Here is a 15,748-nt window from a genome sequence, read left to right as displayed (position 1 = left end):
TACGGATCGGCCCAGTAGCGATCACGGCTCGCCGGCGAGCTTCCTCACCGCGGCGAGCAAGAGGTCCGGCTTGAACGGCTTGATGATCCAGCCCTTGGCGCCGGCCTTCCGGGCCTTCTCGATGAGCTCGGGCTGCCCCTCGGTGGTGAGCATGAGGACCGGTATGTCGGACGCGAGGTTCTTGTCCCGTAGACTCTGGAGCATGTCGATGCCGTTCATCACGGGCATGTTCACGTCCGCGATGATCATCGCCAGATCGCCCTTGTGGGCGGTGACCGCGGCGACCGCGTCCCGGCCGTTGTCCGCCTCCACGGTGCTGTAGCCCGCCGCCGACAGGAGGATGCCGACCTGCTGGCGGACCGTGTTCGAGTCCTCGACGAGAAGAATCTTCTTGGCCATCTGTCGTGTCTCCTTCGGCGCGCGGGGCCCGCGGCTCAGAACAGCAGAACTTCACCTTCGCGCTGCGGATCGGGCATGTCGACCTCCTCGAGCTCCAGCCCCGTGTCGGGGGCCATCGCGTCGAAGAGCACGGCGAGCCGGTCGGGTCCCGCGTCGAACACGAGCCGCCGGAAGCCCTCGTTCTGCTCCTCCCGGGCGCGCAGGTGCTCGCCGATCGCGGCGCTCGGCGTCGAGAGCACGATGATCAGCCCGAGGTGGCGCAGGCGGTTCTTCACCCGCCCGAGGAGCTGGTTGGCGAGCTCGCTCGCCCAGTCGCACACCATGTCCTCGCCGAGCGCGCGCCGCTCTCGCAGCGGGTGGCAGCGCGTGATGAGCGCCACCGGGGCGACGATCGTCAAGCTGCCGCGGAGGTGATCCCCCGTGAAGCCGATGAAGGAGACCACCGCGTTGCCCGGCGTCGCCTCCGACTCCGCGTTCTCCAGCGGCCGGAGCTCGACGCCGTTGTCGCGAAACAGGTGGACGCACGAGGTCGCAAGCTCCTCGTAGATGCGGTGCCAGCTCTCGGAGTTCATTCGCCTCTCCTCGATCTCTCGCTCTGCAGGGTCGATGGGGTCACGGTGTTACCCGATCCGGGTGGCCCGCGCTCGTCAAAGGTCCCGGGCTCGATCCGCCGCGCGGAGGGCCGGCGAGGAGCGCGCCGCGCCGGCTCGACGCCGGCAGCGGCGAGGCGGCGGCCTCGCCGAGCTCCCGGGGGAACCGGAAGCGGAAGGTCGTCCCCTTGCCGCGCTCCGTCTCGGTCTCCACGCGGCCGGCGAGCCGCCGGCACTCGTGGAGCGCGACGCCGAGGCCGACGCCGCGGCCCGAGACGTCGGTGACCTGCTCGGCGGTGCTGAAGCCGGGAGAGAACAGCGCGGCCTCGAGGTCCCGCCGCGTGGCGCTCGGCAACCCGACGGCCGCCGCCTTCTCGCGCACGCGCTCGAAGTCGATGCCCGCGCCGTCGTCGCCGACCTCGATGACGACCTCGTCCGCTGTCGCGCGCGAGCGGAGCGTGAGCGTACCCCGCGGCGGCTTGCCGGCCGCCTCGCGCACCTCCGGCCGCTCGATCCCGTGGTCCATCACGTTGCGGACGATGTGCCCCAGCGCCTGCCACATGGCAGCGAAGCGCGGCGCGGGGAGCCGGACGCCCCCGTCGTCGATGTCCACGTCGGGCTTCGGCTTGCCGAGCTTCCGCGCCAGGGTCTCGGCCTGGTCCTTCATGCGGCTGAACCGCGTCTCCGTCCGCTCGTCGCGGAGGGCCCCGATGGCCCGCTCCACATCGGCGGGGTCGCGGCGCTGGCGCACCATCGCGAGCAAGGCCTCGATCTCCTCGTGGTCGACGTCCACGCGCGAGGCCTGCGCCGTCGAGGCGAGCAGGCCGCCTACCCGCGCGACGAACGCGGACCAGGCGTCCTTCAGCGCGTCGAGCGGCTCGTCGGGGGGCAGCGAGCGCTCCTCGACGACGAAGCTCTCGATCTCGTGCGCCACCTTCGCCACGCTCATCACGTCCCAGAGCCCCGCGTTGCCCTTGATCGTGTGCACGAGGCGCATCACGTGATCCACCTCGCCGATGCTCCGCGAGCTCACCGCGTCGACGAGCTTGCTCGTGTCGCTGACGAACCCGAGCAGGCCGAGCCGGTCCTTCACCGCGCGCTCGAACACCTGGATGTACTCGCGCTGTCGCTCGGACTCCCGCACCGAGTCCATCGTGGCCGTGACGTCCGTGATCACCATCAGCGCGCCGCTGAACTGGCCCTCCGAGGTCAGGATCGGCTTGAAGCCGAGCGTGAGGTGGCGGCCCTCGCGGTGCAGGATCTTCGGCAGCTGGTCGAGGACGACCTCGAGCGGGAGGAAGTCGTCGCAGGCGGCCTCCCACCCCATCCTGAGGAACGCGCGGGCCCGGGGGTCGTGGCCGGCGATGCGATCGGCGAAGTGCTCGTCGACCGCCGGCACCCCGAAGAGGCGCTCGAAGGCGGCGGAGTGCACGGGCTCCATCGTGCCGTCGCGGTGGATCGTCACGAGGGCCTGATCGACGTTGTCGAGCACGAGGCGCATCTCCCGGTTGCGATTCTCGAGCTCGCAGGTCCGCTGGGCGACGGTGGCCTCGAGGTTCTGCCGGCGGCTTCCAGGGCCTCGTCGCGCGCCTGGATGCCCGCCAGCATCTCGTTGAAGGCGTCCGTGAGCGCGCCGAACTCGTCGTCGGCGGTCTTGCGGGCGCGCGTCGTGTAGTCGCGCGTCTGCCGGACGTGGGCCGCGGCCTCGCCGAGGACCTCGAGCGACCGGGACAGGCCCCGCACGAGGACGAACGCGAGCGCGACCGACACGATGAGCACGAACGCCGAGACCGCGACGCCGTTGGTCACCGTCCTCCGCGTGTCCGCGACCCTGGCCGAGGCGGCGCGCCGCATGCCGGCGATCGCCTCGTGCTCGATCGCGGCGAGCCGGTCGACGCGCCCTTGCTGCGCGTCGAACCACGCGTCGTGGTCGATCGCCAGGTCCTCGTCCGTCGACGCGATCGCGGCGGCGCGCAGCTCCTCGGCGCGCCGCGCGCGCTGAGTCGTAGAGCGCCCGCGCCGGGTCCGACGCGTTGGCCATGAACACCTCGCGATAGAGCTGCTCCTCCGTCATCAGCGTCACGAGCGTCTTGAAGGCGCCCGGCTCGAACTGCGTGGACGCGAAGGCGTGGGCGAGCAGCGCGTGCTGGCGGCTGGCGCGCTCGGCGAACTCGTGCACGGCGACGAGCGACTGGATCCTGCGCAGCAGCTCGCCCTCGTCGCTCAGCTCGGAGAGCCCCGCGTTGGCCCGGATCAGGCTCACGTTGATGCCGCCGAAGACCTTCAGCACGCTGTCGAGCGACACCGCCTTCGCGTCGGCCCCGCTCCGGAACGGGCCGAGTTCGGCGACGTGGGCGCGCGCGTCGGCGAGATCGCGGGCGAGCCGGGGCGGCAGCCGGGAGAGGTCGCGCTCGGCCAGGAACGCGTCGAGGTGGGCGAGGCTCTCGTCGGTCGCCGCCCGCACGGCCGTGAGCTGGCCGCTCGCGCGCGCGAGCGCCGCGGCGCGCTGGAACGGCCGCGCTGCGCCCCGCGCGGCCTCGGCGTCCCTCGCGTCGGGCGGCCGGACCTCGAGCCCCTCGACCAGCGCGGTCCACGCCCGCTCCTTCTGGAGCGCGTGCAGCGGCTGCGCCATGATCGACGAGAGCTGCGCGAGGTCCTCTATCGAGCCGATCGCCGCCGCCCTGACCGCCTGCTGCCGCGCATCGCCGACGATCATCGCCGCGAGCAGCAGGGCGCCCACGACAGGGACGCCAGCGAGCGACCACAGCTTCAGACGAATCGAAGCTTTATGCAATGTCGGCATGCCTCCGTCTCCCCGGAGTGGCCCGCGCGGCACGACGACCGCTCGCCCTCGTACGCTCTACCGCAAGGCGCCCCACGAGGACGACTGGATCCCGCGCCTCGCTCTCCTGGAGCCCCGGAAGAGATAAAGAGAGCAAACGACCAGAGAGGCAGGCGGACGCGGCTGTCATGTGCGCGCCCTGGCGCACCATGTGTGTTTCGCTGATTCAGGCTCTTTCCTGTTGCGACGTTTCACTTGCTGTGGTGCGCCCGTTCGTGGCGGATCGAGTTGCTCCATCACGTGGCATCGAGGGTGCGTATGCTACGCGCGAAGGTCGCGAATCTGCAAGAGCGCGCGCGGCGTCGGCCTGTACAGCAACGAAAGCTCTTCGAACAGGGAGAGAGCAATGAACATGGGTCGGAGTTCTCAGCGGCGAGCGCGAGCAGGGTGCCTCGCGCGCGCATCGGGCGCTGCCATCGCAGGAGTGCTCTCCACGGCATCTCTCGCGCACGCGCAGAGCCCTGCCGCCGGCGTCGCCCCGGAGCCCGCCGCGGCGCCCGCAACCGGAGCGGCCGTCGCTGCGCCCGCAACCGGGGTGGCCGCCGCGGCGCCCGCCGCGACCGGAGAGGCTTCCTTCGCCGCGCGGCTCGACGCGGCGGAGAAGAGATCGGCGGAGCTCGAGAAGCGCCTCGCGACGCTCGAGCACGCGCAGGTCTCGCCGGAGGACGATGACAACAGGGAGCTCCTCCAGCTCTACGGATTCATCGACGTCGGCGTCCAGCGCACGTAGGTCCCGGAGAACTCGGGCCTCGCGGCCGCCCTCCCGCAGGCGAACGCGCTGAACTTCGTCGTCGGGAACATGAACCTCTACCTCGACGCGCAGCCGGGCGATCACTTTCGCTTTCTCGGGGAGCTGCGGTTCACGACCTCGCCCGGCGGCGCCCCGGTCCCGGTGACGGGGCCGCTGCCGCCCGACCTGGCGGCGCGGACGACCACACAGCCGTACGGGACCTTCGACTCGACGGCGATCGCGATGGGCTCGCCGACCACCTATGGCGGGCTTGTGTCGATCGAGCGCGCGCACGTCGACTGGACGCGCTTCAACCTCTTCAAGGTGCGCGTCGGCCAGTTCTTCACCCCGATCGGCATCTACAACGTCGACCATGGGAGCCCGGTGCTCATCACGGCCGCCGTCCCTTACTTCATCACATCGCGCCTGTTTCCCACGCGGCAGACCGGGGTCATGGTCTACGGCAACATGTTCACGGGCCCGTGGGAGCTCGGGTACAACGCGTACGTGAGCAACGGGCGCACCGAGAACGCGCCGTTCGCCTTCGACGACAACCGCGGGTACGGCGGCCGCCTGCACGCCAGCTACGAGGACCCCGGTAAGCTGACGTTGAAGCTCGGGGCGTCGTTCATCGCGAGCAGGTCCCGCGACTGGGTCTCCGATACAAAGCTCGGCGAGTTCACTCCGACCATCCACTCGACGTGGTCGCTCCAGGAGTACGTCGGCGCCGGAGACGTCTCGCTCGACGTCGGGAAGACGCGCCTGCGCGCGGAGGCGGCGGTCGTCCGCGCGGTCTTCGACGAAGGGAAACGCCAGGGGGGATTCGGGTTCTTCGCGCCGAACGCCTGGAAGACCTCCGCGTATGCCGTGGCGGCGCACCGGCTGGATTTCCTGGACATGGAGCCGTTCGTCATCGGCGCCACCGTGCACGCGCCGTTCTCCGGGCACGACACCATGTTCCAGGTCGGCGGCGGTCTGAACTTCTACATCACCCCGGACGTCACACTTCGGACCCAGGTGCTGCGCACGATCATGACCGTCATGCGTGAGGAGAACAAGGTGCCGGAGTTCCCGGTGCTGGACTTCCACACCACGAACGCGCTCGCTCGTCTCATCCTGGCCTTCTGAGAGAGGTTCAACGCCATCATGAAGCGTTTATCCCTTCTGCTCCTCCTGGCCCTCCTCGGCATGACCCCGTCGGCTTCGTCGTTCGCGGAGGAGGACGAGATCGTCATCGTTGTCAACCAGGCCAACCCCGCGCGCGCGGCGGGGCGCGACACGCTCCGCCCGCTCTTCCAGACGACGCGTACGGAGTGGTACGGCAGGTCGGCGATGCCGGTGAACCTCCCCGAGGACTCCTCGATGCGGCAGCGCTTCGACATGGCGGTGCTGGGCCTCGATCCCGAGGGCGTCGCCCGCTACTGGATCGATCGAAAGATCCGCGGCGGCGAGCGGCCGCCGCGCAAGGTACCGAATTCGAGCGCCGTCCTCCGCGCCGTGGGTGAGGAGGCTGGCGGCATCGGGTACATGGCCGCCAGCGACGTCAACCCCACGGTCAAGGTGATCGCGCGCATCCGCGACGGAAAGGTGGTGCCGCCGTGAGCCTGTCGAGAGAGGAACGAACGATGGACATCCAGTCGTCTCGCCTGTTGCTGTCCAGCTGCCGTGGGGCCTTGGTCGTTGTCCTTGGCGCCCTTTCCGCGGCGATGCTTGTGGGTTGCTGGGACTCGGACCCCTGCGACCCGGGCCAGGTCGTCTTCTTCAACGGCTGCTTTCAACCCCCCCCGCCGCCCCCCCCCACGGGCAGCGGCAGCACCACCGGCACCGGCGGCGCCACGGGCACCGGCGGCGGCGCCACGAGCACCGGCGGCGGTGATGGCGGTGGCGGCGCCGCGGGCACCGGCGGCGACGGCGCCTAGAGCACCGATTCGCTAGAAGACCGAGAATGAACCACGGAGTCGCAGAGGACACAGAGGAGAGGCAGGGGGATGGCACGTTCATTTCTCTCCTCTGCGCCCTCCGTGCCTCAGTGGTTCAAAATCTCTCTTTCTCGCAGCCATTCAACCTGTTCGGTATTCTAGAGTCGAGTCCGAATGGGAAGGAGTCGACCGTCCCGCCGCCAGGACGACAAATCTCTGGTCCTTCTGACGTCCTGGCGTCTCTTGCTTTATCCGCTTCGCTGCGCCCCACGCTCCTTCGCCAACCTCGGCCGTCCTTCTGTGCATGCGCCTCCGAGCGGCGGTCGCCCGCACAGGAGACGGGTCCAGCTCGGCGTTTTCGGCGCGCAAGCGCACTCCAGTGCGCTGAGCACCGAAAGCGCCGAGATGGGCCCGTATCCGAAGCGGGCGCCCGCCGCTCAGAAGAGGATGATTTTGCCGTCGAGGGGGAGCGGGGACGCGTTCGAGAACACAAGGGAGCTCTCGTCGAAGTCGCCGCTCAACGTGACGAGCACCTCGCCCTTCAACGTCCTGAAAGAGTAGCAGAACTGCTGCTTGCAGCTCCGGGTCCGGCGCTCCACGTCGCTCGGGTGGCGCAGCTGCGGCAGCTCGGCGTGGAGCGCTATCTGGAACCGGGCGAGGCGGCTCTTCACCTTGCCCATGAGCTGATTGGCCACCTCGCGCATCCAGTCGCCGACGCCGTCGACCATGGGCGGCACCTCGGTCATGGAGCGAAACACGCCAGGGTGCGCGGACAGGGCCAGCACGCCGGAGAAGCCGCGCGCCGAGAACTCGACCATGCTCGCGGGATCGCCGTGAAGGCGCGCTTCCTCGCGGCTATCTCCGGTGTCGGCCGGCGCGATGGCGACTCCGTAAAAGTGAAAGAGCTCCACGGTCGCGCCTTGAACCAGGACGTCGATCGTCCGCACCTTGCGCGACGGAGGCGGCCGGGAAGTAGGCGACGGCTCGCTGGGCGGGCTGGAACGCCCGGGCACGGACGGCGGCGCAGGTCGCTGCGAGGAGCTCGGGGCGCGCTGCTCGATGCCCAGGCGCTCATGGATGCTGGGCCCAGGCCGCGCCTCGGACTGACGATCGCTGGTGATGTCCCGGCGACGCACCATACTAAGCGCACAGCGTAGCTCATCGATCCTTTATGGGGCAATGATGTTCTCGGACGAGATGCGCGAGCACACCGCGCCACGCTCACCCACGTCAATCGACATCTGCCCCCTTGTGGGCGCCACCGGCCGGGCGGGCGTTCCACGCCCGGCCGCTGAGACGCGCTGCGCCAGCATCGGACCTCCGACGCTGACTATGATTCAGACCAGCTGGCTTGTTCACATTTACAGCTGTTTTGCCGGCCGTCGAGGATCTTGACAGACCTGCGCTCGCTTCATCATCTCACCCATCTCGCGCGCGCGTGCGGCGCGCGATCGCGAAGGCAGAGCTCGCGGAGGATGCCCTCGTCGACCGCCTGCCCGCGCGCGTCGAACGGCGCTCGGATCGGCGCCTGCCCGTCGAGGTCCTCGTCACGCGCTCGCGCGTGGCGGTTCGCACGGCGAGCTCCACAAGGAGGTTGACACCGGAGAAAGTTCCAGGATTCCCTGAATGCCCGATGCTGAACCGCAGAGATTTCCTTCGAGCGACCCTCGTCACCGCGGGGGCGCTGGTCGTCCCGGCCTGCGGCGGCGACCCCGAGATCGTCAATCCGCTCGGCGCCGAGCCCGAGCGCGAGCTCACCGACGGCTCGGCGTACTTCCCCCAGTCGATCGCCTCCGGCGACCCGCGCCCCGGCAGCGTCGTCCTCTGGGCCCGCGTGCAGGACGGCGAGGAGGATCTGGAGCTCGAGGTCGAGGTCGCGACCGACGCCGGCTTCACGCAGCGGGTGGCGCTCGACGCCGGGCAGGCGAAGGTGAAGGCGCTCGCGAGGCACGATCACTGCGTCAAGGTGAAGGTCCGCGGCCTGTCGGCGGGCGCGGTCTACTACTACCGTTTCGTCTACGTGAAGGGCGACACGGGCTACGTGTCTCGCGTGGGGCGCACCAAGACCGCGCCGGCCGAGGGGGCCGACGTCAAGGTCCGGTTCGCCTACGTGTCGTGCCAGGATTACATCGGACGGTTCTACAATACCTACCTGGCGCTCGCCCGGGAGGAGCTCGACTTCTTCGTCCACCTCGGCGACTACATCTACGAGACGACCGGCGATCCCGGCTTCCAGAGCACCGGCGGGCGCCGCGTCGTCTTCACCGACGCGGCCGGCGCCATCGCCCTCGGCGAGGGCGATACCGCCTTTCACGCGGCCAGGTCGCTCAGCAACTACCGGGAGCTCTACAGGACCTATCGCTCCGACGCGAGCCTCCAGGAGGTCCACGAGAGCTTCCCGATGATCGCCACGTGGGATGATCACGAGTTCTCGAACGACGCGTTCGGCGCGACGGCCACCTACTTCGACGACCGGAAGGACGAGACCGACGTGGAGCGCCGCAAGGCCGCCAGCCAGGCCTGGTTCGAGTACCAGCCGGTCGATTACGGCGACGACGTCGAGCAGGACCCCGGCGCCTCGCTCCCGGACAATTTCCGCATCTACCGCGACTTCGTGTTCGGCCAGCACGTCCACCTGGTGATGACGGACCTGCGCAGCTACCGGCCGGATCACCTCATCCCCGAGGGCGCCTTCCCCGGCACGGTGGTGCTCGATCATGGAAAGCTCGTGGCCGAGCTCGGGGAGGTCCCCGAGCTCGCCATGCCGTACGTGGACAACATCGAGACGTACGCCGCGGGCATCTACGCCTCGGTCCTCAAGGGGGCCGCGGAGGCCGCCGGTTACGACGCCGCCGAGGTGACGGGGAAGATCAGCGTCCTCGTCATCAACCAGATCGTCGCCGGCGTGAACGAGGGCCTGCCGGAGGACATGCAGATCCCGCTCATCGGCCCCATGGATGCGAACTTCTTCGACCGGGGCATCGCGTACGTGGATCTCGGCAAGTTCAGCGCCCACGGCTCGATCGGGGCTCGCTACCTCACGATCAAGGACACCTTCGATGTCTACGCTGCCATCCGCTACAAGGAGACGCAGGGCGCGAGCGAGGACATGATGGGCGCCGCGCAGGAGTCCTGGTTCCTCGACACCATGGAACGCTCGAGGGCGACCTGGAAGGTCTGGGGCAACGCGCTCTGCCTCCTCCCGCTCGCAGTCGATCTCGGCCCCTACAACGTCCCCGAGCAGTTCAAGCGTCGCTTCATCATGAACGCTGATACCTGGGACGGGTTCCCCAGCAAGCGGAATGAGCTCCTCGAGCGGCTCGCCGAGCTGGGCGGCGTCGTGGCGATCACCGGCGACATCCACGCCTTCTACGCGGGGACGGCGGGCCTCAGCGGCGATCCCTCGAAGAAGATCGTCGAGTTCGTGGGCGGCGCGGTCTCGTCGGCGTCCTTCCGCGAGATCCTGCTGAGCCAGCTGGCCGGCGATCCGGTGCTGAGCACGATCCCGGGGGCCACGCTGCTCGCCGCCGGCATCGACAGTCTGCTCATGTCGACCGAGACGAAGGTGAACCCCCACCTCGCTCACGCCAACAGCTATGCCCACGGCTATGTGGTGATCGAGGCGAACGGGGAAGAGCTCGTCGCCGACATGCGGAGCATCGACGCCGCCGAGGCGCTGACCGATCACGCGGAGAACAGCGGCGCGCTGGAGGTCGGGAGCGAGCGGTTCCGCACCCTCCGCGGGGAGAGCGAGATCTACCGGGACGTCCGCGGGGCGTGGAAGCGCTGGGATCCCGCCACGCAGAAGTGGATCTGAGCCTGCACGCTCGGCGGACGCCGCGCGCCCGGTGAAGGCGCCGGCGACGCTGTCGTGGTGCCGGCGAGCGGGCGGCTCACCTCTCCCCGACCCGTGACATTGCGGTGACCTTCCCGTCCGATCCTGCGCCCGTGCTCTCCCCCCGGGCCAGCCGCCTGCGCGACTGGGCGCTCTTCGCCGCCGGCCTCCGAGCGCGCCCCGGTCGCGCGCGACGCGGCCGGGGCGATGAGCTCGAGCGCGCTCGGCCGGCTACTGCGCGAACGCGCCGATGGTGAGCGTCGGGCCGTCGTTGCGCGGCTCGGCCTGCTGGTGCAGCGAGTACTGGTGGTCGACTGGGGGGAGGCCGTCGAGCGCCGCGCCGGCGCCGATGAGCGGCGCGCCCGTGGCCGGGATGAAATCGTGGGATGCCGCCGAGGCGAACGCCGGGTCGACGCCGAAGATCGAGCTGTCCAGGCCGTCCACCCGCCCGAGCAGCCTCGGGCCCGGCACGGGGTCGAACGCGGTCCACCCCTGCCTCACCCAGTTCCCGGCGAGGAGGAGGACCCCGGACGCCACGTCGTCGCGGTCCCCGAGGAAGGTGACCGCGCGGAGGGACGTCGGCTCGTGGCTGCTGGCGAACACGTTGTTGCGCGCGTCGATCCGCTCGTCGTTGGTCGAGGCCTCGAACACCGCAGAGCGCTCGTAATCCCGGTACGTCTCGTTCTTGACGAAGACGGTGTTGGCGAAGAAGCGGAGCGTGCCCTTCCGGTAGTACTCGGTCTGCCCGCTGTCCCCGCCATAGTGGATCATCGACGGGCCGTAGCCGGTGCGCAGGAGCACGTTGCCGTAGATGAAGGTCTCGTGGAACGACGGCATCGCGACCGAGTCGGTCGCCTCCTGCGCGTCGACGAGGTCGATCAGGTGGGCGCCGTCCTCGATCCAGTTGTACCGGATCACGACGCCGGCCGAGCGCTCCTTGATGTTGTTGCCGTTGCCGCCGCGCGTGGGGCCGAAGCGGTTGAACTGATAGATGACGTTCGACGCCTCGTTGTAGACGTTGTGCTCGTTGTAATCCGAGAGGCTGCCGTTGTCGTGGATGTAGTTCGACTCGATGAGCACGTTCGTGGTGAGGATGTCCCCGCCGGCCGTGCCGATGAAGAGGCCGTTGGCGTTCTCGTGCACCTCGCAGCCGCGGACGGTCACGTGGTCGCCGCGCTCCACGAAGACGCCTGCCGCGTTGCGCGCGTAGGACGCCGTCGACCCCGCCTTGTCGGTGAAGCGGAAGGGGGTCGAAGCGTTCTTGATCTCGAGCCCCTCGATCGTGATGTGGCTCGGCTCGAGATCGTACGGGTCGTCGTGCTTGTGCCCGACGACGATGAGCCCCCTCACCTGGTGGCCGTCGAAGGGGAAATCGAGCTCGGGCCGGGTGGTGGCGTCCTCGCCGTCGATCACCGGCAGCTCGCCGTTCGGCCCCGAGACGCCGCAGAGCCGGATCGGCTGCTCGGCGGTCCCCTGGCCGCCGAGCATGATCTTCTCGTGGTACCCTTCGGCGCGCCAGAAGACGCGCACCGTGTCGCCGGCGACGAGCGACTCGAGCGGCACGTCGCCGATCGCCTCGAACTCCTTGCCGGGGCCGACCTGGTAGTCCCTGCCGCTCCCGACGTGGGTGCAATCGATGTTGACCGGAGGAATGTTGACGGGCGGCGGGAGCGCCACCGGGCCCCAATCCCTGCCGCCATCCGTCGTTCCGCCGAGCTCGCCGGTGCAGCCGGCGACGAGGAGCAACCCGGTGATGCAGGCTCGAACTCTCACAGAAGCATCCTCCTCATTACTTGAAAAGTTCCGCTGGAATTTTACAATGCCGCGGTGAGGCAATTTTGCCCCGGTGAGGCAGGATGACACGCCGACGTCCTTTGTCATGCGACCGAACACTGCTGCTGTCGCAGAACCTGCGCCTCAGGTAGCAGGATGTAATCCAGTATCGGGCTCGACCTCACTTCAGCGGAAGCCTTGCTGGCGGTGCGTTCCTTACATCGAGCATAGCGGTGCTTCTGCGAGGAGCGTTTGAGCCGCCAAGACGCCACGGGCGCCAAGAAGAGAGCTTTTTGACCCTCTTGGCGTGCTCGACGCCTTGGCGGCTCTCTTCATCCGCCGCTGTTCACGTTATTCGAGGCGATGACATGCACCATGCACCTGATGCATGAGTCCCATGCGGCCCATGGGTTGGATCGCACCGAGGAACAAGAAGGGCTCCCTGGCGGAGCTGCCGTAGGCCTGCTCAGGGGTGGGTAGGCCTGCTCAGAGGTGGGCAGGCCTGCTCAGAGGTGGACGTGCTCTGTGGACGCCGCCGCATCGAGCCCCGTCGGCGCCCCGGTGAAGGCGGGGTTGTCGCGCCGGAGAGGCATCTTGCTCATCGCCCGTTCGGCCATGGCGGTGATGGTGAGCGACGGGTTCACGCCCAGGTTCGAGGGCACCATCGAGCCGTCGACCACATACAGGTCCTCGTGGCCGAACACCTGGTTGCGCTGGTCGATCACCCCGCGCTCCGGGCTGTCGGCGATGGCGCAGCCGCCGAGGATGTGCGCGGTGGTCGGGACGTTGAGCACGGCCTCGTTGATGGCGCTGCGCGGGGTGCCGTTCATCAGCACGCCGAGCCGCCTGCCGACCTCGTTGGCGATGGGGATGTACGCCGGGGGCTTCGGCTGGTCGGGCGGCCTGTGCGTGGTCATGCCGCCGCGCTTCCAGACGAGCTGCATGTAGTTGTCCACCGTCTGCATCACGAGGAGGATCGTGGAGCGCCTCGCGAACTTGAACGGCAGGAGCCCGAAGATCAGATCGATGGGGTGGAGCAGCCGCCGGCCGAGCCAGCGCAGCCAGCGCGGCAGCCCCGGCCCGTCGTCGGTGAGCACGGTGCCCAGCGCGCCCATCACGTCGGAGCCGGCCGGGTAGCGCACCGGCTCGATGTGCGTGCGCGCGTCCGGGTAGATGCCGCTCGCGATCGCGATGCCGCGGGAGTAGTCGACCCGGTCGTCCCTGGCGGTCACCGCGAGGATGACCTCGCTGTTGGTGCGCACGTAGTTGCCGAGTTGCCCGGAGAGGTGCGGTAAACGGCCCTCGGCCCTCGCCTCGAGCAGGAGCTTCACCGTGCCCAGCACGCCGGCGCTGAGCACCACCCCGCGCGCCCGGAGCGTGCGTCGCCGCTTGCCGAACACCGCGGTGGAGCGCTCCAGCGTGAGCTCGTAGCCGCCACCCGGGAGCGCGTCGATGGCGGTGACCATGGTCTCGGGCTGGATGGTGCAACCCTTCTTCTCGGCCAGGTAAAGGTAGTTGAGATCGAGCGTGTTCTTGGCGCCGAAGCGACAGCCCACCATGCAGCCGCCGCAGTGGACGCACGTGGCGCGCTCCGGCCCCTCGCCGCCGAAGAACGGATCGGGCACGCGCTGCCCCTCCTGCTCGCCCTCCTTCGCGAAGAGCACGGCCACGTTGGTGACGTGGAACGTGTCCGCGCGGCCCATCTCGCCGGCGATCTGCCGGAGCTGATGGTCCGCCGGCCAGAGCTTCGGGTTCGCGGTCACACCGAGCATGCGCTTCGCGGTCTCGTAGAAGGGCATCAGCTCGTCGCGCCAGCTCGTGCCGGCGGGCCAACCCGGGCTGGTGAAGGCCTCGGGCGGTGGCACGAGGAGGGTGTTGGCGTAGACGAGCGAGCCGCCGCCCACGCCCGCGCCCGAGAGGATGAGCGTGTCGCGGAGCAGGGTCAGCCGCTGGATTCCGTGACACAGCAGCCTGGGCGCCCAGAGGAACTTCCGGACATTCCAGTTGGTTTTCGGAAAATCCTCCTTGTGCCACCGCTTGCCGCACTCGAGCACCGTGACCTTGTAGCCCTTCTCGGCGAGGCGCAGCGCCGAGACGCTGCCCCCGAAGCCGGAGCCCACGATCGCGAAGTCGACGTCGAAGTCCATGTACGCACCTGCTCCTCGACGCGGAGTATGGTTCAACCGGTCTCAGACGCCCACCGGAGCCGCATCACCCGCGCGCCGCGGAGTTGGCCGCGCGGCGCGGCGGCGAGCGGGTCTTGCTCATGGCGTAGGCGATGCCGCCCTGGAGCGTGCTCTGCGTCACCATCTCGGTCATCTCGGCGCCGAGCGCCACAAGCTCCCGCGCGACCTCGGGGCGGATGCCGGTGATCACGACCCGCGCGCCGAGCAAGCGCACCGCTCGAGCCGCCCTCACAAGCGCCTCGGCCACGCGCGCGTCGACCCGCGACACGCCGGTGATGTCGAGGATCATGACCGCCGCCCTGCGCGCGCTCACCCCCATCGTCGCCGCGTCGACCATGCCCTGCGCGCGCTCCTCGTCGACCATGCCGATGAGGGGCATGACCAGGACCTGGTCGCTGATGGGGATGATGGGCGTCGACAGCTCGGCCAGCCGCGCCGCCTGCGCCGCGATGATCTGCGCCTGGAGCGCGGAGCGGGCCTCCTCGAGCGCCGCTCGCTCGGTGAGCTCGCGCTCGAGCCGCTCGTTCGCGCGCTGCAGCTCGCGGGTGCGCCGCGCCACCGTCTCTTCGAGCGACTCCTTGGCTCGCTCGAGCTCCGCGACCGCCCGGGCGAGCGCCTCAGTCCGCTCCTCCACCCGCCGCTCGAGCTCGTCGGCCAGGCGGACGAACTCCGTCTGTGCGGCGGCGCGCACCTCGATCTCGTTCTCGAGCTCGGCGTTCTTCCTGGCCAGCGACGTCAGGGCGCGCCGGAGCGCCAGCTGCGTCTTCACGCGCGCGAGGAGCTCGTCGCGCTCGAACGGCTTGGTCACGTAGTCGACCGCGCCGAGGCGAAACCCGCGCAGCTTGTCCGACATCGCGACGTGCGCGGTGGTGAAGATGACGGGGATATCGGCGGTCGCCGGGCTCGATTTCAGCCGCTCGCAGACGTCGAAGCCCGTCATGCCCGGCATGGTGACGTCGAGCAGGATGAGGTCGGGCGTCTCGTATTCCAGGCGTTCGAGCACCATGGGGCCGTCGGTCGCAATGCTGACCTCGATCCCTGCCGACTCAAGCGTGCGTGAGAGCACCTCGAGGTTCACGAGTACGTCGTCGGCAACGAGCACGAGCCCGGGCGACGGCTGCTCGGTCCCCATCCCTTCACCTCCCCTGAGCGCCTGCGTGGGAGCGCTGCCGTTCCCCCCGGCGTGAGTGCGTTAACGCGTCGTCGCTGACCTCGACCGCATCGTCACGTACCCGGTTTCGGCTGTCAAGCGCCTTACCTCTCGGGCGCGATCGCCCGCAATCTCGGCCTGCTCGGGCCTTGCGACGAGGGCGCGAGTCGCGCGCGACTTGTGGGCTCGGAGGCTCATGTCTTGATGGAGCCGCTGCCGGCCGGCTGCTGGCTCGGCGGCCAGGGGCGGCCGGAGGAAGACGTAGATGGCCACGAGCGTCGGCGAGGCGCGGCGGAGCACCCAGGCGTTCATCGTGGGCGGAGG

13 protein-coding genes and 1 pseudogene are annotated in these 15,748 nt (G+C 69.3%); 5 read left to right on the top strand and 9 right to left on the bottom strand.

The window, feature by feature from the left end; genetic code table 11:
- Positions 1-21: 21 nt before the first annotated feature.
- From WMF17_RS04965 to WMF17_RS04945, 5 genes and pseudogenes are all read right to left on the bottom strand, one after another.
- Entirely contained in the window at positions 22-399 is a 378-nt protein-coding gene (locus WMF17_RS04965) for a response regulator (protein ID WP_437600785.1), read from the bottom strand.
- A 35-nt stretch (positions 400-434) separates the two neighbouring features.
- A complete protein-coding gene (locus tag WMF17_RS04960; protein WP_437648420.1) occupies positions 435-971 on the bottom strand; it encodes a chemotaxis protein CheX in 537 nt (178 codons plus the stop codon).
- A gap of 40 nt (positions 972-1,011) precedes the next feature.
- A complete protein-coding gene (locus tag WMF17_RS04955) occupies positions 1,012-1,986 on the bottom strand; it encodes an ATP-binding protein (protein ID WP_437651289.1) in 975 nt (324 codons plus the stop codon).
- Between the two features lie 464 nt (positions 1,987-2,450).
- A complete protein-coding gene (locus WMF17_RS04950; protein ID WP_437651287.1) occupies positions 2,451-2,843 on the bottom strand; it encodes a HAMP domain-containing protein in 393 nt (130 codons plus the stop codon).
- Between the two features lie 157 nt (positions 2,844-3,000).
- Positions 3,001-3,621: pseudogene (locus WMF17_RS04945) on the bottom strand (nitrate- and nitrite sensing domain-containing protein); the annotation flags it as partial.
- A gap of 634 nt (positions 3,622-4,255) precedes the next feature.
- Here WMF17_RS04945 and WMF17_RS04940 point away from each other — a divergent pair.
- The 4 genes from WMF17_RS04940 (at position 4,256) to WMF17_RS04925 (ending at position 6,480) form a co-directional block, all read left to right on the top strand.
- The gene (locus WMF17_RS04940; RefSeq protein WP_437648418.1) at positions 4,256-4,561 is read left to right on the top strand and encodes a hypothetical protein; all 306 of its coding nucleotides are present in this window, start codon (positions 4,256-4,258) and stop codon (positions 4,559-4,561) included.
- Between the two features lie 69 nt (positions 4,562-4,630).
- Positions 4,631-5,689: a hypothetical protein gene (locus WMF17_RS04935; RefSeq protein ID WP_437600782.1), complete on the top strand. Its 1,059-nt coding sequence runs from the start codon at positions 4,631-4,633 to the stop codon at positions 5,687-5,689.
- Between the two features lie 18 nt (positions 5,690-5,707).
- Positions 5,708-6,163: a hypothetical protein gene (locus tag WMF17_RS04930; protein ID WP_437600781.1), complete on the top strand. Its 456-nt coding sequence runs from the start codon at positions 5,708-5,710 to the stop codon at positions 6,161-6,163.
- A 104-nt stretch (positions 6,164-6,267) separates the two neighbouring features.
- Entirely contained in the window at positions 6,268-6,480 is a 213-nt protein-coding gene (locus WMF17_RS04925) for a hypothetical protein (protein ID WP_437648416.1), read from the top strand.
- A gap of 437 nt (positions 6,481-6,917) precedes the next feature.
- Here the strand turns inward: WMF17_RS04925 and WMF17_RS04920 are convergent, their stop codons facing one another.
- Entirely contained in the window at positions 6,918-7,619 is a 702-nt protein-coding gene (locus WMF17_RS04920) for a chemotaxis protein CheX (protein WP_437600779.1), read from the bottom strand.
- Between the two features lie 494 nt (positions 7,620-8,113).
- Between WMF17_RS04920 and WMF17_RS04915 the strand changes: the two genes are divergently transcribed.
- Positions 8,114-10,297: an alkaline phosphatase D family protein gene (locus WMF17_RS04915; protein ID WP_437600778.1), complete on the top strand. Its 2,184-nt coding sequence runs from the start codon at positions 8,114-8,116 to the stop codon at positions 10,295-10,297.
- 249 nt (positions 10,298-10,546) lie between these two features.
- Here the strand turns inward: WMF17_RS04915 and WMF17_RS04910 are convergent, their stop codons facing one another.
- The 3 genes from WMF17_RS04910 to WMF17_RS04900 form a co-directional block, all read right to left on the bottom strand.
- Entirely contained in the window at positions 10,547-12,088 is a 1,542-nt protein-coding gene (locus tag WMF17_RS04910; RefSeq protein WP_437648415.1) for a right-handed parallel beta-helix repeat-containing protein, read from the bottom strand.
- 506 nt (positions 12,089-12,594) lie between these two features.
- Positions 12,595-14,235, bottom strand: coding sequence for a GMC oxidoreductase (locus tag WMF17_RS04905; protein ID WP_437648413.1), 1,641 nt, complete (start codon positions 14,233-14,235; stop codon positions 12,595-12,597).
- Between the two features lie 64 nt (positions 14,236-14,299).
- Positions 14,300-15,406: a response regulator gene (locus WMF17_RS04900; protein ID WP_437648411.1), complete on the bottom strand. Its 1,107-nt coding sequence runs from the start codon at positions 15,404-15,406 to the stop codon at positions 14,300-14,302.
- Positions 15,407-15,748 lie beyond the last annotated feature (342 nt).

Source organism: Sorangium sp. So ce362 (assembly GCF_051519845.1).
Classification (GTDB): domain Bacteria; phylum Myxococcota_A; class Polyangia; order Polyangiales; family Polyangiaceae; genus Sorangium.
This window is presented reverse-complemented; position numbering and strand designations above follow the sequence as displayed.